Origin of the sequence: Neorhizobium alkalisoli (genome assembly GCF_002968635.1) — a bacterium.
GTDB lineage: Bacteria > Pseudomonadota > Alphaproteobacteria > Rhizobiales > Rhizobiaceae > Neorhizobium > Neorhizobium alkalisoli.
Genome location: NZ_PVBN01000001.1, coordinates 825200 through 845132 on the forward strand (window position 1 = coordinate 825200; position 19933 = coordinate 845132).

Here is a 19933-nt window from a genome sequence, read left to right on the forward strand (position 1 = left end):
GATGCCCGTGGCGGCGCTATCCATCAACCCTTGAGCATGCGTTCCACGATGTCGCGAACATCCGTCGACAGGGTCGAAGCACGCTCGATCGTCCCGAGTGCCAATCGTGCATGATCGGCACGAGCAGGCTCCAGCGAACGCCAGGAGCGCAGCGACGTGAGGATACGGGCGGCGAGCTGGGGGTTCTTCGGGTCGATCGAAAGGATCTGCTCGGCGAGGAACCGATAGGCTTCTCCGTCGGCACGGTTGAAGCCCGTCGGGTTGGAGAATGCGAAGGTGCCGATCAGCGCGCGGACGCGGTTCGGATTGGTCGCGACGAAACGCGAATTCTCCATCAGCCCCTTCACACGGGTCAACGCGCCGGCCCCGGGAATGGTCGCCTGGATCGAAAACCACTTGTCGATGACGAGCGGATTGCCGTCGAAGCGGGTCAGGAAGCTTGCGAGCGCCGCCGTCGTTTCGGTAGCATCCGGGAAGCGATGCGCAAGCAGGGTCAGCGCCTGCGCAAGGTCGGTCATGTTGTCGGCCGAACCGAAAGCCTCAGCTGCGCGTGCAGGCGTTCCTTCGGCATAGGTGAGATAGGAAAGCGCGCTGTTCCGCAGCGACCGTTTGCCGGCACTCGCCGCATCCGGTGTGTAGGGTCCGGGGATAGCCATCTCTTCGAAAAGCCGCAGGAAGGTTTTCTCTCCGGCCTTCGCGATCGCGTTCAGGACGGCATGGCGGCCGGCATGAATAGCATCCGGATCGTTGTTGCTGCCGAGTTCGCGAGCGATGTCGGACTCGCTTGGAAGCGTCAGCGCCTGGGCGCGGAAGGCCGGCTCGAGTTTGTCGTCTGCCGCCGCCTCGAGAAGAGCCGAGATCAGGGCCGGATCGCATTTGATCTCCTTGCCGTCGCGGGCGTCGCGTGCAGCCTTCATCAGGTTCGGCATGGCAAGATCGGTCAGCGCCTGCCAGCGGGCGAAGAGGTCCGTGTCATGGCGGGCGATATGAGCGAGATCGGCAGATGCCTGATCGAAATGCAGGTTGATCGGCGCGGAGAAGGAACGGTTGAGCGAAAGCACCGGACGCGAGGAGATACCCGAGAAGATGAAGGTCTGCCTGCGGTCGGTCAGGTGCAGCACGTCGCCGGTGACTTCGCCGCCCTTGACGGCGGAGGGTGCCGCCAGAGACCCGTTGTCGAGGATCAGCGCGAAGGACAGCGGGATATGCATAGGCTCCTTGGCCGACTGGCCGGGAGTCGCCGGGATCATCTGCTCCAGAGACAGGGTGAAGGTGCCGCTCGACTGGTCGTAATCGCCGGAAGCGGTCACCAGCGGGGTGCCTGCCTGATGGTACCAGAGCGAGAACTGCGTCAGGTCGCGGCCGCTCGCATCCTCGAAGCACTTGACGAAGTCCTCGACCGTCGCGGCCTGTCCGTCATGGCGCTCGAAATAGAGGTCCATGCCCGCCTTGAAATCCGCCCTGCCGAGAAGCGTGGCGATCATGCGGGTGACTTCCGAGCCCTTCTCGTACACGGTCGTTGTGTAGAAATTGTTGATCTCGCGGTATTTCGTCGGGCGGACGGGATGGGCCAGCGGCCCGGCATCCTCCGGAAACTGCTCCGACTTCAGGTGCCGCACTTCGGCGATGCGCTTCACCGGGCGCGAACGCTGGTCTGCCGAAAATTCGTGGTCGCGATAGACCGTCAGGCCTTCCTTGAGGCAGAGCTGGAACCAGTCGCGGCAGGTGATGCGGTTTCCGGTCCAGTTGTGGAAATATTCGTGGGCGATGATCGCCTCGATATTCGCGTAGTCCTGGTCGGTCGCGGTTTCCGGATCGGCCAGCACGTATTTGTCGTTGAAGACGTTGAGGCCCTTGTTTTCCATGGCCCCCATGTTGAAGTCCGAGACGGCGACGATCATGAAGATGTCGAGATCGTATTCGCGGCCGAACCGTTCCTCGTCCCATTTCATCGAGCGCTTCAGCGCATCCATGGCATAGGCGGCGCGCGGCTCCTTGCCGTGCTCCACATAGATCTTCAGCGTGACCTCGCGGCCGGACATCGTTTCGAACGTGTCTTCGACCACGCCCAGATCGCCGGCGACGAGCGCAAAAAGATAGCTCGGTTTCGGATGCGGATCGAACCAGGCGGCAAAGGCGCGGCCTTCGTCATAACCGGCGCCGCCCAGGAAGTTGCCGTTCGAGAGCATGACCGGGTTGGCCGTCTTGTCGCCGACGATGGTGATCGTGTACGGCGCGAGAACATCCGGCCGGTCGGGGAAATAGGTGATCCGGCGGAAACCTTCGGCCTCGCATTGGGTGCAGTAGATGCCGTTGGTGCGGTAGAGACCCATCAACTGCGTATTGGCTTCCGGGTTGATGAACGTGGTGACGGTGATCTCGAAGGGAGATTCCGCGGGCAGATCGCGGATGGTCAGGCTTTCCGGTGTGACGTCGTATTGGCTGGCCGGGACCTCGTTCTGGTCGAACAGGAGGCCGGAAAGCGTGAGTTCGTCACCATCGAGCACCAGCGGAGCAGAAGGATCGACGCCCTCGCGGCGGTGGAAGATCAACCTGGCCTCGACCTTGGTATTGGTCGGATCGAGCTCGAACGTCAGATCGACGCGTTCCAGGACGAAATCGGTGGGGCGGTAATCTGCCAGATGAACGATCTGACCCGTATCTGTTCGCATGTTTCTTCCTGAACCGGCTCTTCAATATGGCGTCGGGAGCCTTTCGGCACTCCCCTGAACTGATGCATGTCCATTGCCGCGGGCATAGTTGCACGCAATGCTAAACGATTGTTGAAATTTTCGCTAAATTATACCTCATGTGTTTTCCGCATATCGTCGGCACTGGGTATCCGGTCACGGATATTGATCGACCTATCATCAGTTTTGATCGCGTGCGCCGCACTTTTGAGTTACTTTGACGACAAAGTGAATCTCCGAACGTCCCGCCAGGCTCCGTATCGACGCGGCCGAAAATCTTCCAAGAGTTCTTTTGATGGCCGCCGACGCCCTGAATCCCCTTCGGGGGATCATGTTCAAAGTTTCCTCCGTCGTCGTTTTCGTGATGATGCAGACCTGCATCAAGTCGGCGGGCGCAGGTGTTCCGGCCGGCCAGATCACCTTCTATCGGTCCGCTTTCGCACTCGTGCCGATCATGGTCTATCTCGCCTACCGGCGAGAGCTCCAGCGCGGTTTCCACACCGAAAGTCTTCCGGGCCATCTGAAGCGCGGTTTCTTCGGCATCCTCTCCATGGCGTGCGGGTTTTACGGCCTGGTGCACCTTCCGATGCCGGACGCCATTGCGCTCGGTTATTCGACCCCGCTGCTGGCGGTGGTCTTTGCGGCCATCGTCCTGAAGGAAACGGTGCGCATCTACCGATGGACGGCGGTGGCGATCGGCATGGTCGGGGTGGTGATCATTTCCTGGCCCAAACTGACCATGTTCAACGAGAGCGGCATGGGATCGGCGCAGGCGGTCGGAGCCTCTGCCGTGATTCTGTCGGCAGTGCTGGGAGGCTTCGCACTGGTTCAGACGCGTCAGCTCGTCCGTACCGAGAAGACCTCGACCATCGTCCTCTATTTCTCGCTGACGGCCGCGGTCTTTTCCCTGATCAGCCTGCCGTTCGGCTGGGCGCCCCTGACGGTCGAGCAAAAGCTCTTTCTGGTCGGAGCCGGCTTCTGCGGCGGCATCGGACAGCTCCTGTTGACTGAAAGCTACCGCAACGCCGACGTCTCGACCGTCGCGCCGTTCGAATATACCTCGATCCTGCTCGGGATCGGCATCGCCTATGTTCTGTTCGGGGACGTGCCGACCGTCAGCATGCTCGTCGGAACGGCAATCACGGTCTCGGCGGGGATATTCATCATATACCGCGAGCACCAGCTGGGGCTCGAGCGGAAGGCGGCGCGCAAGGCGTCACCGCCGGGCGCCGGTACCTGACGAAGGTTCAGATCAGAGCGGAATTGCCGCCGTGGCGGGATTGACCTTCTCGGCGCAGGCACGAATGGCGCCAGCGCGACTGTATTCGCGCGAAGCGTTCACGGCAGCGCCGATCTGAGACAGGTTCTCGCGGAGCGTGCGGATCGGATGGAAGAGGGCGGTTGTCATGACGGCTTCCTTCTCGGTTCGATCAGCGCTCGCGGAAATCCGCGAAGACGGCAGCAGGACGGGTGACGCCCATCGGACGCGCCATGGCGCGCGACGTGATCTGCTCGTTGGTGGCTGAGCCGAAATGATGATAGCCCTGCGTCGAGCGCGGCGGCAGGCCGGCGATGCGAAGGGTTTCGAAGCCCGAATGGATCGGACGGAAGCGGGTAGTCATGGCCTTGGTTCCTTAAACCTAGTATTCCTCCCAAGACACAGTGCATATATTGCGCCGCAACATTGATTCTGCAATGCAGCAAAACGCCATGCTGCCATGCGCCAAATGCATGACGCTTTTCATAATTTGGTAACTTTGTGCCAATTCGACGCAGGCTTGCCTGAAATGCGGGCATTCAGTGGGTGGGAAGCCGCATTTTGAACGTCAGCAGGTCCTGCCAGGCGAGCGCCTTGTTGGCGGGTGCCGCCAGAAGCTCTTGCGGGTGCAGCGTCGCGATCGCCGGAAGATCGCTGCCGCTGAACGAGATATCGCGCCATTCTCCGCGCAGCGAATGGATCGTGCCATTTCCGCCGAAGAAAAAGCGGGCGGGGAAATTGCCGAGCAGCAGGAGCAGTTTCGGTTCGGCCAGCGCCACCTGCCGTTCGAGGAAGGGCCGGCAGATGTCGAGTTCGGCATCGGAAGGCATGCGGCTGCCGGGCGGCCGCCAGGGAATGACATTGGTGAGCATGACCGTCTGGCGCGAAAGCCCGATCGCGCCGAGCATCCTGTCCAGGAGATGGCCCTGCCGCCCTGAAAAGGGAATGCCGTCGCGGTCGTCGTCGGCATTCGGCATCGGGCCGATCACCATGATGCCGGAGGTGGGATCGCCGCTCGCGAATACGGTGGAACGCGCCCCGTTCTTGAGGTTGCAGCCGTTGAAGGCTTCGAGCGCTGTCTTGAGTTCCGCCAGCGACCGGGCGCTTTCCGCCGCAAAGCGGGCGGACGCAACCGCCTCGCCATCCGGCACCGCGACCGAGGGCGGGGCCGTAGCCGCCGCTGGGCGCGCGGTCGGAGCGGTGCGGCCCTTGGCGCGCGCGGGAGCCTCCGCTGCTCGCGGCGGGGCGGCGGGTTCGCCCTGCGCCGGCGGCTGCTGACGCGCCGTGGGCGGCATTTTTGCCTCGGCCTGGGCCGCCTTCTGTGCCGCAAATTGCGCCAACCGATCGACCGGGCCGTCCTCGACAAGCCATTCGACTCCCGAATCCGCATAGAAATGCAGAAGGGCACGAAGCTCCGGCGTATCGAGATCCTTGGCGGCGTTCATCGGTCTCACACTAGCGAACCGCAAGCCCAGAGGGAAGTCACGCCGCCCATTGCTGGACGTTGTCGCTCTCGCCGATCAGCGCCAGGCCATGGGCGATGGAGAGCAGCTCTCCGCCGCTTTCGATCTTGGAAGCGTCGAAGCGCCGGGTAAAGATGCCGCGCACGGCCGGCACGAAGGAGGTGCCGCCGGTCAGGAACACCTTGTCGATTTCGGCGGGCGGCGTATTCGTCTTTTCCAGCACCTCGTCCAGCGCGCCCTCGATGCGGCCGAGGTCGTGGGCGATCCACGTCTCGAAATCGGCCCGCTTCACCAGCTTGCGGCCGGCCTTGCCGAGGGGCGCGAAGTTGAATTCCGCCTCTTCCGCGCCGGACAAAGCCATCTTGGTCGCCGATATCGCCTGGTAGAGCGGGTAACCCTCGTCATGCTCCACCAGCTCGATGAAAAGCTCCAGCTTGTCCGGGTCGAGCGCCGAACGCACCAGCGATTTGAGATCGGTGAATTCGCGTGTGGTCTTGAAGATCGACAGCTGATTCCAGCGCGAGAAGTTGGCGTAGTAGCCCGCCGGCACTTCCAGCACCTTGTCGAAGCTTTTGAAGAACGTGCCCTTGCCGATTTCGGGCGCTACCAGATTGTCGATCATCTTCGCGTCGAAATGGTCGCCGGCAATGCCGACGCCGGAATGGCCGATCGGCTTTGCCGTCAGTTTGCCGGCTCTGCGCTCGAAACGGACCAGCGAATAGTCGGTGGTGCCGCCGCCGAAGTCGGCGACCAGCACTGTGGCATCGCTTTTCAGCGTCTGGGCGAAATAATAGGCCGCCGCCACCGGCTCATAGACGTAGTGGATTTCCGGAAAGCCCAGCCGCGTCAAAGCCTCGTTATAGCGTTCCGTCGCAAGCTTCGGGTCCGGATTGGCGCCGGCAAAATGCACCGGGCGGCCGGCGATGACGCGAGACACGTCCGACGGCCAGTTGTCGTCCGCATAGGCTTTGAGGCGCTTGAGGAAGATCTCCATCAGGTCTTCGAAGACATGCCGGCGCGCGAAGATCAGCGTGCCCTGGAAGAGCGCGCTTGCCGCAAAGGTCTTGATCGACTGCAGGAAGCGGCAGTCGCCGGGGTTGTCGATGAACTGGCGGATCGCCGCCTGGCCGGCCTCGACCTTCAGCGCCTGCGCGCCCATCACCGGGTCCTTCATGAACGAAAGCGCGGTCCGCATCGAATCGCTCTCGCCGGCGCTGCTGGTGAAGTGCATCGAATGCGTGGTGCTGCCGCCGTCCGAAAGCGCCAGAACCGTATTCGTCGTGCCGAAATCAAGCCCGAGCGCCCGTGCCATGGCCGTGCTCCTTTTATCCATCGAAGATCATTGAACCGAAGCCGATGCGGCTCCGAACGCAAAAAGGGCGCTGCTCGCGCCCTGGAAATTTGAGAGGGCGCGTGATCGCACAAGGCGGGCGGTATGGCAACCCCGGGGAGCTTAGATTTCCAACTGCCCGCGCGTCTCCGCCGCCTGTTCGGCAAGCCAGTTGCGGAACATTTCCATGGCCGGCGTGACCGAGCGGGATTTCAGCCGCGTCAGCCAGTAGCTGCCTTTGGATATGTAGATGTCGAAGGGCTGTTCGATGATGCCCGCGGCGAGCTGTCGGGAAAACATCAGCGGCGGGGCGAGCGCCACGCCGGCACCCTGGATCGCCGCTTCGACCATCAGCACGGAACTGTCGAATACCATGCCGCGGATCTGCGGGAGAGCGACGCCCGCCGCCTCGAACCAGCCCGGCCATTCATCGGCGCGGTAGGACCGCAGCAGCGGCTGGTGGGCGACGTCTTCCGGGGCCTTGAGCTGCCTTGCGATCGGCGGAATGCAGACGACCGAAAGCGGCGCCTCGAACAGCGCTTCCGCCTCGATATCGTGCCAGGCACCGTTGCCGAACTTGATCGTGTAGTCGAGTCCTTCCGCGGCGATGTCGACCCGGTTGTTGTTGGTTGAGAGCCTCAGATCGATGAACGGGTACTTCTCCCGGAAATCGGAAAGCCGGGGCAGCAGCCAGCCGACCGCGAGCGTGCCGACCGCGCCGAGTTTCAGCACCTCGCGCACATGCCCGTCTTCGAAGCGCTCCAGCATCGCGGCCATCCGGTCGAACGAATCCTGCAGCGCCGGCAGGAGCGCCAATCCTTCCTCGGTGATCATCAGCCCGCGCGGCAGACGGCGGAAGAGCGTCACGCCGAGCCGCAGTTCCAGGAGCTTCACTTGATGACTGACGGCTGCCTGCGTCACGCACAGTTCGATCGCCGCCCGGGTAAAGGAAAGGTGCCTCGCCGCGGCTTCGAAGGCCCGCAGCGCGTTCAGCGGCAAATGGGGTCGAACCATGGCAATGGCCTAATTTAATTCATGTCTGCCAGCAGTTATCATCGTTTGATTGGGGCTTGCAAGCCAGCCTAGAAAAGCCGTGCCGAACCACTTGGAGCACCATAATGGCTTTCAGAAATTCATTTCTCCTGGCACTTTCTCTCGGAATTACCGCGGCTTTTCTGGACTGCGTCTCTGTTCGGGCCGCCGAACCGATCCGCTGCACCGTCATAGTCGACGAGCAGAGCGGCGAGACGCTCTATCGCCAGGGCGCTTGCGACCAGGGTTTTTATCCGCAATCAACCTTCAAACTGCCTTTGGCCATGATGGGCTATGACGCGGGCATCCTTACCGACGCCCAAAACCCCCGCTGGAAATATCAGGCGAAGTTCGGCGGACCGGAGCGGGTCAAGAAGGATGTCGATCCGCTGATCTGGGAAAAGGAATCGATTGTCTGGTATTCGCAGGAAATCGCCCGCAAGGTCGGCAAGCGCAAGTTTGCGGATTACATCCAGCGCTTCGGTTACGGCAATCGCGATGTCTCGGGCGGCCCTGGCAATACCGATGGCCTGACCGAATCCTGGCTGATGTCGTCGCTGAAAATCTCGCCGGATGAGCAGGTGCAGTTCCTGCGTCGGTTCCTCAATGGCGGCCTGCCGATCTCCGAACACGCCGTCGACATGACGCTCGCCATCGTTCCGCATTTCGAGGCGGGTGACGGCTGGGATATCCAGGGCAAGACCGGTTCCGGCTGGCTGCGCGACAAGGCTGGAAAGGTGGATTACGACCGCCCGCTCGGCTGGTTCGTCGGCTGGGCGGTGAAGGACGAGCGCCGCGTCATCTTCGCAAGGCTGCTGGTCGATACCAAGCGATACAAAGGCGCCCCGATCAGCTTTGTGGTGCGGGATTCGCTGATTGAAGATCTTCCGAAATTGGCTGAAAAGTTTTGAGCTCTGTGCCCAACGTTCCCCGCGCCGCTTTCCTCCGAGACTGAAAACGGCCGGGTCACCCCCTGACCCGGCCGCCCGCAGCGCTGAGCGCTGACTTTAGCAATGCATTGCGCTTTCTATAAACCGTATTTGAAGGGTCTAACGCAAACGGAGTCTGGTGTTCAGGTTATTCGTTAAGGTTACCCCGAGTCCTTGATCGTGGCGGCCAAAGGAATCACTCCGCCGCAATCGCCGTCGGCACATCGTCGTTGGCCTCGTGGCGCTCCTTGTCCTTCCTCGTCCAGAGTCTTCCCAGGAAGCGTCCGAACCGGTCCATCTCCACGAAGATGACGGGTGTGATGAACAGCGTCAGCGCCTGGGAAACGATGAGGCCGCCGACCACCGCGATGCCGAGCGGCTGGCGCAGTTCGGAGGAAGCACCGGTGCCGAGCGCAATCGGCAGCGCCCCCAGCAGCGCGCAGAAGGTCGTCATCATGATCGGCCGGAAGCGCCGAACGCAGGCTTCATGGATCGCTTCACTCGCCGTTTCCCCCTTCGAACGCATCGTCTCTACCGCCACATCGATCATCATGATCGCATTCTTCTTGACGATGCCGATCAGCATCAACAGCCCGATCAGGGCGATGATCGAGAGATCGAAGCCGAAAAGCTTCAACGCCAGGAGCGCCCCGAAAGCCGCCGCCGGAAGGCCGGAGAGGATCGTCAGTGGGTGGATGAAGCTTTCATAGAGAACGCCGAGCACCACGTAGATGGTCAGCACCGCGGCGAGGATCAGAAGCGGCGTATTGCCCTGGCTCTGCTGGAAGATCTGTGCCGTGCCGCCATAGGTCGTGAACACGTCGTTCGGCATCTGCAACTGCGTCTTGATGTGGTCGATCGCCGCCGTCGCATCGCTCAGAGAAACGCCGGCCGGCAGGTTGAACGACACCGTGGTCGAGACGAGCTGACCCGTCTGGTTGATCGTCACCGGCGCCGTCTGCCGTACGACCTGGGCGAAGTTCGACAGCGGCACCAGCGAGCCGTTGGAAGACAGGACGCGCACGTCCTGTAGCATCTGGTCGTTCCACTGTCTGGTATTGTCGAATTCGGTGATGACGTCGTAGCTGTCGCCGGTCGACTGGATCTCGGCTGCCGTATAACCGCCGAACGCCATCTGCAGCGTCTGCCGGAGCTGCTGGTCGGTAATGCCGAAGGCGGCCGCCTTTTCCGTATCGACCTTGATATTGGCTTCGATCGCGTCGTTCTGGGCGTCCGAAGTCACGTCGGTGAAATGTGCCCGATCGGCCCGCATCGCCGCCTGGATCTTGTCGGCCCATTCGTTGGTTTGAGGGGCGTTCAGCGCCTGCACGACGAGCTGATATTGGCTGGCGGTCTGCCGGCCGCCAAAGCGCAGGCTCTGCTGCGGTGTGATGAAGCTCTTGATGCCGGCGATCTTTGCCGTTCCCTGCCTCAGTTCCCGGAGTGTCTGCTCAAGCGGCGGTCGCTGATCGCTGTCCTTCAGCTGCACGAAGATCGTGCCTTTGTTGAGCGGGCTCCGGCCGTTGCTGCCGACGATCGAGGTGACATGGGCGACGGCCGGATTTTTCTGGACCGCAGCCGCCACCTGAGCCTGCAGATCGCGCATCGCCGGATAGGAAATATCCTCGCGGGCCTGCGTGGAGATGCTCAGGCTGCCGATATCCTCGCTGGGAAAGAAACTGGTCGGCAGTGTCCTGAAGAGATAGACGGAGCCGCCGACCGAGGCGAGGAAGACGAGCATGATGATGCCGCGGTTTCTCAGGCACCAGCCGACCGACCGGTCATAGCCCTTCAGCGTGCGGCTGAAACCGGTGTCGAAGACCCGCGCAACGAGGCCCGGATGATGCTCCCCGCCGGAAAGACGAGAGCCCAGCATCGGCGTCACCGTCAGCGACACCACCGCCGAGGCGACGATCGCAAGTGCCACCACCATGCCGAATTCGTTGAACAGCCGGCCGACGACGCCGCCCATCAGCAGGATGGGGATGAAGACCGCGATCAGCGACACCGACATGGAGATGATCGTGTAGCTCACCTCCGAGGCGCCCTGAAGGGCGGCCTGCATCACCGGCATCCCGTCCTCGATATGCCGCATGATGTTTTCCAGCATGACGATCGCATCGTCCACCACCAGCCCGACCGAGAGCGTCAGCCCGAGCAGCGATATGTTGTCGATGCTGTAACCGAGCACATACATGGCGCCGAAGGTGGTGATCAGCGACAACGGCACGGCGAGCGCCGGGACGATCGTGGCCGACAGCCTGCCGAGGAAGAGGTAGATGACGAGCACGACCAGCGCGATCGTCAGCATCAGCGAGAACTGCACGTCGGCGATCGAGGCGCGGATTGCCGTCGAAGCGTCGTTCATGACGCTGATCGAGACCGATTTCGGCAGTTCCGAGGAAAGCGCCGGTAGCTTGGCCCGCACTGCGTCCACTACGTCGACCGTATTGGCGTCCGGCTGGCGCTGGATGGCGAGGATGATGGCGGAGTTTCCGTCGTACCAGCTTCCCGCGTCGAGGTTTTCGACGCTGTCCTGAACGTCGGCGACATCGCCGAGATGCACCGGTGCGCCATTGGGGTTCGCGACCACCAGCGAGCGGAACTGGCTGGCATTCGTCCGTTGCGTATCGGCATTGATCGTCAGCCGCTGGCTGTCGTTTTCCAATGAGCCGACCGGCGCCTGGCTGTTGGCGTTGGCGATCGCATCGGTGACCGTATCGACACCGAGATTGCGCGCCTGCAGTTTGGCCGGATCCAGTTCGACGCGTACCGCATAGGTCTTCGAGCCGTAGATCGAAACTTCCGCCACCCCGGGCAATGTCGAAAGCGCGGGGGAAAGCACGTCCTCGGCGATCTCGTCGACCTTGCTGGGCGGCAGGCTGTCGCTCCGCACGGCAAGCAGCAGCACCGGCGCGTCTGCAGGATTGGTTTTCCGATAGCTTGGCGGCGTGGTCATGTTGTCCGGCAGTTGCCGTGTCGACTGCGATATGGCGGCCTGCACGTCGGCGGCCGCGGCATCGATATTCCGGTTGAGGTCGAATTGCAGCACGATCGACGTGTTGCCGAGCGAGTTCGTGGCACTGATCTCGCTGATGCCCGGAATGGTCTCGAACTTCTTGATGAGCGGCGTCGAGACGGAAGTCGCCATGGTCTGGGGGGAGGCGCCGGTGAGCTGGGCCGAAACGTTGATCGTCGGAAAATCGACTTGAGGCAGGGCGGCGACCGGCAGCAGCTGATAACCGGCAAGGCCCGCCAGCACGGCGCCGATCGCGAGCAGCGTCGTGGCGACGGGACGGCGGATGCAGAATTGCGGGATCATTGTGCCTCTCCCAATTGGATCTGCTGATCAGCGCCGGCGGCCTTGTCGATCGTTCCGCCCTCGAATTCTTCTGCCACGGTGGCGCCGTCCACGAGCTGCACTTGGCCTTCGACGACGACATGCATTCCCGCGTCGAGACCGCTGGCGATCGCCGTGTCGGAGCCGTTCGAGCGCAGGACCTTGACCGGCGTCCTGTGCACTTTACGGTCGTCCCCGACCGCATAGACGAAGGGGGTATCGGCGCCGGGGCTGACCGCCACTGTCGGCACGACGATGTCTTTTTCGTCGCTCTCGAAATGCACGGTGACGTTCAGCGATTGTCCCGGCCAGAGCCTTCCGGAGGGGTTGTCGAATCTCGCTTTGGCGAGGATCGTGCCTGAGGCAGGGTCGACGGTATTGTCGAAGAAGCTGAGTGCGCCTTTTACCGGCTTGCCGCCGCTCTGTGGCACCGCTTCCACCTTGAGCCCGTCGCTCCCGAAATCCTGCTTCAGCTCGCCGAGATAGGCCTGCGGAAGATGGAACTGCACATAGATCGGGTCGTATTTGGCAATGGTGACGATCGCCGTGCCGGCGCTGACATAGGCGCCGTTGCTCACCGCGATCTCGCCGAGCCTGCCGTCGAAGGGTGCCCGGATCGCGGTGTTTTCCACCGCCACCTGATCGGCGGTTATGGATGCCTTGTCCGCATCGACGGTCGCGGCAGCGGTATCGCGCGCTGCGCGAGCCTCGTCGGCGGCTTGCTGGGTACCGGCATTGCGCTGCACGAGGTCATCGGCGCGGGTAAGCGCGGTTTGCGCCTGCGCAAGCGTGGCCTGATCCCGGACGAGCAGGGCCTGATCCTTGGCAAGCGCAGCTTTTGCCGTGCGCTCGTCCAGCTTGGCAATCAGATCTCCCGCCTTGACGGATGCGCCGTCCGTCGCGGCGATGCTGACGACGAGGCCGGCTTCCTGCGCGGCGATCGTGGTGTCTTCGTCGGCGGCCGCCGAGCCCGCCGCCGTTATGTCCATCGGAAGAGCGGCACGTTCAGCCGCGACCGTCTTCACCGTTGGCGGAGGACCGCCGTTACGTCGGCGCTGCTGATTCTGCGGTTGGCCGCTGCCCGTATCGGCGGAAGCCTCTTGAACGAGAGGTGAAAGGAAGGGAAGCCGGTCCCGGAACTCCCAGGCCGAAGCCCCCGCAACAACAAGAACGCCTGCAAAAATCCAGATCTTCTTCATGAGGTCACCGCTTGCCTCTGGTTGTCGATGATGCGGTTCCCATCGAGCTGCCTATATTGCGGCGCAAAAAAGACAGATTGCCCGCCCCCGGCTCACGAACCGGTGAAAGCGGATTAAATGTTAGTAATGAAGGGGTTAGATGAACCGGAGTTAATCTTGTTCATCTTCAGGCTGCGGCAATTGCCCCTGGACCACTAATGCATGTCGCGCAAGAGCGTGCCGCTGCTTTGCGTAAAAACAAAGACCTGAAGCGCATGGAGCGGATCTGAAAGATCGCGCTGCGCCTTAGTGAAGTATGCGGCGCGAGCCCAGAATGATGACAAGCCCGCCGATGGCGGCAATCAGGCCGTTGATGATCCACGGCGTCTGGTTGATCATGAAGCTCGTGGCGGGATAGGGAAAGGCGCCGGTGCCTTGGCCAATCCATAAGGCGCCGACGGCGATCAGCAGGACACCGAATGCCGAGAAAGCAAGCCTGAAGACACGCATTGGAACATCTCCCGTATTAGTCCGGAGATTATACGCGTCGACCGCCACCCCGGCTAAACGCGATTGCGTGATAGGTGGGCTCAGACGTCTTCGTAATAGGTGGCAATCAGCGATTTCGGCGCCGGGTCTTCGCCATCGGTCAGGAAGAAGCTGCCGATGACGCGGCTCGCCGGCGAGAGGCTGTCCAGGAGGTTGCGGACAACCGCGTCGTCCACCGCTTCCAGACTGCGTGCGTGCAGCAGGGTTGATTTGCTCGAAAGCGCCGCAGTCTCCGAGGCATGCCGCGTGGCCGCTTGCCGGGTTCCGAGAAACGCCGTCTCCACCTGCGCGACCGCGAGCGTCTGGGCGATCGCCGCAGCCGTCGAGGTCGGCGTCCGCGCCGCCGTTGCGGGACTACTCGGGGAGGGAGCTTCGGTGGCCCCGGAAATGCTTTCGATCATGCCGGCGATCCTGTGAGTTGGGGCCTGCCCAATTCCTATCGCCGTCCTATTGCGATCCCGGAAATACCGGAACCGCAATTCGATTCAATGTTTAGCGGCTGGTCGCTGCTCGTCAGATCGAACGGGACGCGCCGCCGTCGACACGAAGCATGGTGCCCGTGACATAGCTTGCCGGTGCCGAGCAGAGGAACGCGCCGGCTGCCGCAAATTCCTCGACCTTGCCGAGACGGCCAGCGGGAATCGATTTGACCGAAGCCGAGCGGATTTCCTCGAGCGATTTTCCGGTCCGCTTGGCGTTCGCGCCGTCCAGTTCGTCGATGCGATCGGTGTGGATGCGACCGGGAAGCAGCATGTTGGCCGTGATTCCGTAGCCCGCGACTTCTACTGCGAGCGTCTTGTTCCAGCCGACCAGTGCCGCACGCAACGTGTTGGACAGCGCCAGATTGGGGATCGGTTCAAAGACGCCCGAAGAGGCGACCGTCAGGATACGCCCCCAGCCTTGTTCCTTCATCTGCGGCAGGAGCCCATTGGTGAGCGTGATGACCCGCAGCACCATGGACTGGAAGAAGGTATCGAGCTTGTCGGCCGTCATTTCCTCTGAGGTACCGGGCGTCGGGCCGCCGGTATTGTTGACGAGGATGTCGATGCCGCCGAGCTTTTCCTTCACGGCTGCGGTCATCGCCTCGACGAAGTTGAGGTCCGAAAGATCACCCCAGACCCAGTCGGCCTTTCCCTTGCCTTCGGCATTGATCGCCTTGCAGTTTTCCGCGAGTCGGTCCCCGGAACGGCCGACCAGCAGCACGTTCGCACCTTCGGCGGCGAGTGCCTTGGCGATGCCGAGGCCGAGCCCGCGCGACGAGGCGAGCACGAGGGCGCGTTTGCCCGAAATGCCGAGATCCATGATGTCCTCCTTGTGACGATATCTCTGCGATGGTTTTGGGAGTTGGTTATAGTGGCCGTGGCGCGGTTGGGAAGCGTCCGATTGCTATGCGGGTCAGAACGGCACCTTGCCCCGGTTGAAAATTCCCTTCGGATCGAGCGCCTGCTTGAGGGTGCGGGCGAGCGCCTGTTTCTCGCGCGACATGAAACGCTCATAGCCGAACTTCTTCTCCAGCCCGACCCCGTGTTCGGCCGAAAAGCTGCCGCCCGCATCTGCAACGCCCGTATAGACGGCTTCCTCGACCAGGCGCAGTTCCGTCCCGACAAGCGGGCCGCGCTTGATCAGCGTCAGATGCAGATTGCCGTCGGCAATGTGGCCGTAGACATAGGCTTCATAAGCCGGGTCGACTTTCCTGAGGCGGGCCTGCAGACCGCCGACATAGTCATCCAGAAACGTCGGCGGCACCGAAATGTCGAAAGATGCGGCGTCCGGAATTTCGGCATAGTAGAACCCTGAATCCTCCCTCAGATCCCAAAGGCGAGTGGCCTGGGCGAGGGATTGCGCGACAATTCCGCCCTGAAGTCCGAGCGGCTCCCAAAGCGCTTCCAGTCCGGTCTCGATCGCCAGCTTCGCCGTGTCGATATCTTCGGCGGAAATCTCGATCAGCAGGGCGGATGCCGTTTCCTCCAGCCAATCCAGTTCGACGTTCTTCTGGCGCGCATGATCGCGGATATAACGAGGCCACATCATCTCGGCGGCCTCGAGCGTCACGGCAGGAAGGCCGCGGAAATGCCTGACGACCCTGAGTGCGGTCATCGCATCCGGCACGCCGATCATCGCCGTTGCCCGGTGCGGCCTTTCCGGCTCGATCTTCAGCACGGCCCGGGTGACGAAACCAAAGGCACCTTCTCCCCCGATAAAGAGGTGCTTGAGATCGGGGCCTGCGCTGACTTTCACCACTCGCGTCAGGTCCGAAAAGAGTTCTCCCGATGGAAGCACGGCCTCCAGTCCGAGGATCTGGTGCCGCATGACGCCGTTGCGGAAGGCGAGGATGCCGCCCGCATTGGTGGAGATCATTCCCCCGATCGTTGCCGAGCCGCGCGAACCGAGATCAATTCCGGTCGCGAGCCCCAGCGGCTTCAGCGCCTGCTGCAAGGCTTCAAGCGTCACGCCGGCCTCGACGGTTGCCGTCATCTCTTCCGGTTCGATGGACAGGATGCGGTTCAGCCGCTGCGAGGACAGGATGACTTCGCCTGCATGGCTGACATTCCCGCCGACCAGACCGGTGAGACCGCCTTGTGGCACGACCCCGACACCGTGAGCCGCGCACCACGAAACCAGTGCGGCAGCGGCTTCCGCCGACCCTGGCTGAGCCATGACGCCTGCATCGAAATTGCCCGGGTGTTCGCCGGGATGGCGGCCCGCAAGGTCGTCCGGTCCCAGAATGGCCAAATCCGGGTGAAGCGCCGAAAGCCTGGTAATCAGGTCCGTCGCAGAGGTAGTCGAATGCGAACTGTTTTTCGTCATCTCAGGCTGCCGTCTCTGGGTCTCTGCGCGGCATGCAATTGTTCTGCGCGCTTTTCAAGGTGAAACCGGCCGCAACCGCGCACGAAGGCAGCTTGATTTTCATTTTGGTCGAGGTATCTTACGTGCACGTAAAAGTAATATGAGTAAAGCGAAACGCAGTTTGCGCGAATGGCAAGGCTGAAGACGCTTTCCCGCCTCGACAAACGGGGTTGCTTTTGTCAAGACAGGTGCCTGAATTGAAGCCGGGAGGGGCCGGCGAGCGGAGTTGGAAATGAGCGAGCAGGAACTTCCCGAACGCGAATCGATGGAATTCGATGTGGTGATCGTCGGTGCCGGGCCGGCGGGTCTTTCGGCGGCGATCCGGCTGAAGCAGGTCGATCCGGAGCTGACCGTCGTGGTGCTGGAAAAAGGCTCGGAAGTCGGTGCGCATATCCTCTCGGGCGCGGTGGTGGATCCTGTCGGCATCGACAGGCTTCTGCCGGAATGGCGGCAGGAGGAAGGGCATCCCTTCAAGACGCCTGTTACCGACGACCAGTTCCTGTTGTTGGGCCCGGCCGGTTCGGTCCGCCTGCCGAACTTCGCCATGCCGCCTTTGATGAACAACCATGGCAACTATATCGTCTCGCTCGGAAACGTCTGTCGGTGGCTCGCCGAAAAGGCGGAAAGCCTCGGCGTCGAGATCTATCCGGGGTTTGCCGCGACCGAAGTGCTCTACAACGACCAAGGTGCGGTGATCGGGGTGGCCACCGGCGACATGGGCGTCGAGAAGAACGGCGAGCCCGGCCCGGCCTTCACCCGCGGCATGGAACTCACCGGCAAATACGTGCTGATCGGCGAGGGCGTGCGCGGTTCGCTCGCCAAAGAGCTGATCGCCAAATTCGGCCTGCAGGACGGCCGCGAGCCGCAGAAATACGGCATCGGCCTGAAAGAACTCTGGCAGGTCAAGCCGGAACACCACAAAGCGGGCCTGGTGCAGCATTCGTTCGGCTGGCCGCTCGGTATGAAGACCGGCGGCGGTTCGTTCCTCTATCATCTCGAAGACAATCTGGTCGCCGTCGGCTTCGTGGTGCACCTGAACTACAAGAACCCCTATCTCTATCCGTTCGAGGAGTTCCAGCGCTTCAAGACGCATCCGGCGATCCGCACCACCTTCGAGGGCGGCAAGCGTCTTTCCTATGGCGCCCGGGCGATCACCGAAGGCGGCTACCAGTCGGTGCCGAAACTGTCCTTCCCGGGCGGCGCGCTGATCGGCTGTTCGGCCGGCCTCGTCAACGTGCCGCGCATCAAGGGCAGCCACAATGCGGTGCTGTCCGGCATGCTGGCGGCCGACAAGATCGCCGCGGCGATTTTAAGCGGCCGGGCCAATGACGAGCCGATCGAGATCGAGACCGAATGGCGGTCGACCGCGATCGGCACCGATCTGAAGCGGGTCAGGAACGTCAAGCCGCTGTGGTCGAAGCTCGGCACCGGTCTCGGCGTCGCGCTCGGCGGCCTCGACATGTGGACCAACCAGCTGTTCGGCCTGTCCCTGTTCGGCACCCTGAAGCACGGCAAGACGGATGCCGAAAGCCTGGAGCCCGCATCAAAGCACAAGCCGATCGCCTATCCGAAGCCCGACGGCGTCCTCACCTTCGACCGGCTGTCCTCGGTGTTTTTATCGAACACCAACCATGAGGAAGACCAGCCGGTGCATCTGAAGGTCAAGGACATGGATCTGCAGAGGCGCTCCGAACTCGAGGTCTATGCCGGTCCGTCGACCCGCTACTGTCCGGCAGGCGTCTACGAATGGGTCGAGAAAGACGGCGAACGGGTCTACGTCATCAACGCCCAGAACTGCGTCCACTGCAAGACCTGCGACATCAAGGACCCCAACCAGAACATCAACTGGGTCCCGCCCCAGGGCGGCGAAGGGCCTGTCTATCCGAATATGTGATAACATTGGCCGGTGTGGATCTGGTGGGGTCGAAATACCTGACGAAGGGCAAGTATGCGTGGATCGGTGCTAAGCAGCCGTCCAGCCAAGTCCAAATCGATGGGCGACGGTGTTGAAGCGCTTATCCCGCGTCCATAGCAAGGTCCCCGGTGTCAGCAAAAGAGATGCCAAAAGGTGCGCATCGGAATAGCCGATGCCGCAGCCCGATAGTTTATGTTGGCTGATCATTGCCAATACCTCGCTATCCAAGGCGAGTTTAAGCTGCGGCAAACGCTGCAGGTAACGGATCACAAGATCGTATTGGCGGAGGTTTCCAAGCGCCAGTTCCCCGATGATATGCGGGTGCATGTAAACCTGATGTTTATCGAGCAATTCGATTAAACGAGGGTCGGGCTTTCCGAGATGATCCGCCCAAATCACCGTATCAATCAAGATCACAGATCGTCGGGCCTTGATCTTGGAGCAGCTTTGAAATTCGGCTCGCTGCCACCCAGCAAGATGAGGCGTTGCGCTGCTTCGTGCTGAACAAGCAAGGTAAGCGCTCTCTTGATCACGGCGGATGTCTCGTTGATGCCACTGAATTCTTTGGCATCCGCGAGCAATTCGTCATCTACAGTTATGGTCGTTCTCATGTCTCCATCTCCTGCGCATCAAAATTAGCATCAAATGATGCGGCCATCAATCTTCGTGGCCTGCAGATATATGTCCTGACGCATTCGTGACCGCTGTCCACACTGCCGGCTTATCACTTCATTAACCATAATCTCCTTAAGTTTGCGTCATCTTCTCGACGCACCAAGGACACATTCATGTCGATCTCCCGTCGCGGTTTTCTGGTCGGTCTGCCGCTGATGCTTGCGGGCTGCGCCTCCACGGTTCCGCAGTACACGAACTATGCGGCGCTGCCGAACGAGCAGTTTCCGCTGAAGGCGGTGCCGGCCGAGAAGATCAAGCCAGAATTGCGTCGTCAGGAAGTCGCCTATGAGAGCGCGCATCCGGCAGGCACGGTCGTGGTCGATACGCCGGCCCGCCGCGCCTATTATGTTCTCGGCAATGGCCGTGCGATCCGTTATGGCGTGGGCGTCGGCCGGGCGGGTCTTGCCCTAGCCGGCAGTGCCTATGTCGGCCGCAAGGCCGAATGGCCGACCTGGACGCCAACGGCCAACATGCAGCGCCGGGAGGCCCGCTATCGGAAGCTCGCCGGCGGCATGCCGGGCGGCCCGAACAATCCGCTGGGCGCCCGTGCCATGTATCTCTATCGCGGCGGCAGCGACACCCATTTCCGCATCCACGGCACCAACCAGCCGGAATCGATCGGCCTTGCCATGTCGAGCGGCTGCATCCGCATGATGAACCACGATGTCATCGACCTCTACGAGCGCGTCAAGGTCGGCGCGAAGGTCGTCGTCATCCAGGCCTGACC

General features: G+C 61.9%; 18 protein-coding genes. 4 read left to right on the top strand and 14 right to left on the bottom strand.

What is annotated here, in order from left to right; all coding sequences use genetic code 11:
* Nucleotides 1-23 precede the first annotated feature (23 nt).
* On the bottom strand, nt 24-2672 hold the full coding sequence (gene pepN / locus C5L13_RS04150) for an aminopeptidase N (RefSeq protein ID WP_105381940.1): 2649 nt from the start codon (nt 2670-2672) through the stop codon (nt 24-26).
* Nucleotides 2673-2985: 313 nt separating this feature from the next.
* On the opposite strand from pepN, the gene C5L13_RS04155 reads away from it, so the two are divergent.
* Nucleotides 2986-3930 (top strand): DMT family transporter, encoded by a 945-nt coding sequence (locus C5L13_RS04155; RefSeq protein ID WP_105381941.1) that lies wholly within the window; start codon nt 2986-2988, stop codon nt 3928-3930.
* A gap of 12 nt (nt 3931-3942) precedes the next feature.
* On the opposite strand, the gene C5L13_RS28635 is transcribed toward C5L13_RS04155, so the two are convergent.
* The 5 genes from C5L13_RS28635 to C5L13_RS04175 form a co-directional block, all read right to left on the bottom strand.
* Entirely contained in the window at nt 3943-4098 is a 156-nt protein-coding gene (locus C5L13_RS28635) for a hypothetical protein (RefSeq protein WP_158693382.1), read from the bottom strand.
* A gap of 22 nt (nt 4099-4120) precedes the next feature.
* Nucleotides 4121-4312 (bottom strand): hypothetical protein, encoded by a 192-nt coding sequence (locus tag C5L13_RS04160; protein ID WP_105381942.1) that lies wholly within the window; start codon nt 4310-4312, stop codon nt 4121-4123.
* 175 nt (nt 4313-4487) lie between these two features.
* The gene (locus C5L13_RS04165; protein ID WP_105381943.1) at nt 4488-5393 is read right to left on the bottom strand and encodes a uracil-DNA glycosylase; all 906 of its coding nucleotides are present in this window, start codon (nt 5391-5393) and stop codon (nt 4488-4490) included.
* Between the two features lie 37 nt (nt 5394-5430).
* Nucleotides 5431-6723, bottom strand: coding sequence for an Hsp70 family protein (locus C5L13_RS04170; RefSeq protein ID WP_105381944.1), 1293 nt, complete (start codon nt 6721-6723; stop codon nt 5431-5433).
* Between the two features lie 141 nt (nt 6724-6864).
* A complete protein-coding gene (locus C5L13_RS04175; protein WP_105381945.1) occupies nt 6865-7755 on the bottom strand; it encodes a LysR family transcriptional regulator in 891 nt (296 codons plus the stop codon).
* Between the two features lie 104 nt (nt 7756-7859).
* On the opposite strand from C5L13_RS04175, the gene blaOXA reads away from it, so the two are divergent.
* Nucleotides 7860-8684 carry a class D beta-lactamase gene (gene blaOXA / locus C5L13_RS04180; protein WP_105381946.1) on the top strand — a complete coding sequence of 275 codons (825 nt, stop codon included), beginning with the start codon at nt 7860-7862 and terminating at the stop codon, nt 8682-8684.
* A gap of 214 nt (nt 8685-8898) precedes the next feature.
* Here blaOXA and C5L13_RS04185 read toward each other — a convergent pair whose 3' ends face one another.
* The 6 genes from C5L13_RS04185 to C5L13_RS04210 all read right to left on the bottom strand — a co-directional run bounded on the left by C5L13_RS04185 (nt 8899) and on the right by C5L13_RS04210 (nt 16577).
* Complete coding sequence (locus tag C5L13_RS04185; protein ID WP_105381947.1) at nt 8899-12024, bottom strand: efflux RND transporter permease subunit; 3126 nt, start codon at nt 12022-12024, stop codon at nt 8899-8901.
* The gene (locus C5L13_RS04190; RefSeq protein WP_105381948.1) at nt 12021-13241 is read right to left on the bottom strand and encodes an efflux RND transporter periplasmic adaptor subunit; all 1221 of its coding nucleotides are present in this window, start codon (nt 13239-13241) and stop codon (nt 12021-12023) included. Before C5L13_RS04190 ends, C5L13_RS04185 begins: the two co-directional genes overlap by 4 nt.
* Before the next feature lie 285 nt (nt 13242-13526).
* Nucleotides 13527-13730 carry a hypothetical protein gene (locus tag C5L13_RS04195; RefSeq protein ID WP_105381949.1) on the bottom strand — a complete coding sequence of 68 codons (204 nt, stop codon included), beginning with the start codon at nt 13728-13730 and terminating at the stop codon, nt 13527-13529.
* 80 nt (nt 13731-13810) lie between these two features.
* Entirely contained in the window at nt 13811-14170 is a 360-nt protein-coding gene (locus tag C5L13_RS04200) for a hypothetical protein (protein WP_105381950.1), read from the bottom strand.
* Between the two features lie 112 nt (nt 14171-14282).
* Complete coding sequence (locus C5L13_RS04205; RefSeq protein WP_105381951.1) at nt 14283-15071, bottom strand: SDR family oxidoreductase; 789 nt, start codon at nt 15069-15071, stop codon at nt 14283-14285.
* A 93-nt stretch (nt 15072-15164) separates the two neighbouring features.
* Nucleotides 15165-16577, bottom strand: coding sequence for an FAD-binding oxidoreductase (locus tag C5L13_RS04210; RefSeq protein ID WP_105381952.1), 1413 nt, complete (start codon nt 16575-16577; stop codon nt 15165-15167).
* Nucleotides 16578-16848: 271 nt separating this feature from the next.
* Between C5L13_RS04210 and C5L13_RS04215 the strand changes: the two genes are divergently transcribed.
* Complete coding sequence (locus C5L13_RS04215) at nt 16849-18510, top strand: electron transfer flavoprotein-ubiquinone oxidoreductase (protein WP_105381953.1); 1662 nt, start codon at nt 16849-16851, stop codon at nt 18508-18510.
* Nucleotides 18511-18579: 69 nt separating this feature from the next.
* Here C5L13_RS04215 and C5L13_RS04220 read toward each other — a convergent pair whose 3' ends face one another.
* Together C5L13_RS04220 and C5L13_RS04225 are read right to left on the bottom strand one after the other, a co-directional pair.
* Nucleotides 18580-18948 carry a PIN domain-containing protein gene (locus tag C5L13_RS04220; RefSeq protein WP_105381954.1) on the bottom strand — a complete coding sequence of 123 codons (369 nt, stop codon included), beginning with the start codon at nt 18946-18948 and terminating at the stop codon, nt 18580-18582.
* Nucleotides 18945-19142 (bottom strand): type II toxin-antitoxin system VapB family antitoxin, encoded by a 198-nt coding sequence (locus C5L13_RS04225; protein ID WP_105381955.1) that lies wholly within the window; start codon nt 19140-19142, stop codon nt 18945-18947. Before C5L13_RS04225 ends, C5L13_RS04220 begins: the two co-directional genes overlap by 4 nt.
* Nucleotides 19143-19319: 177 nt before the next feature.
* On the opposite strand from C5L13_RS04225, the gene C5L13_RS04230 reads away from it, so the two are divergent.
* On the top strand, nt 19320-19931 hold the full coding sequence (locus tag C5L13_RS04230; protein WP_105381956.1) for a L,D-transpeptidase: 612 nt from the start codon (nt 19320-19322) through the stop codon (nt 19929-19931).
* Nucleotides 19932-19933: the final 2 nt, after the last annotated feature.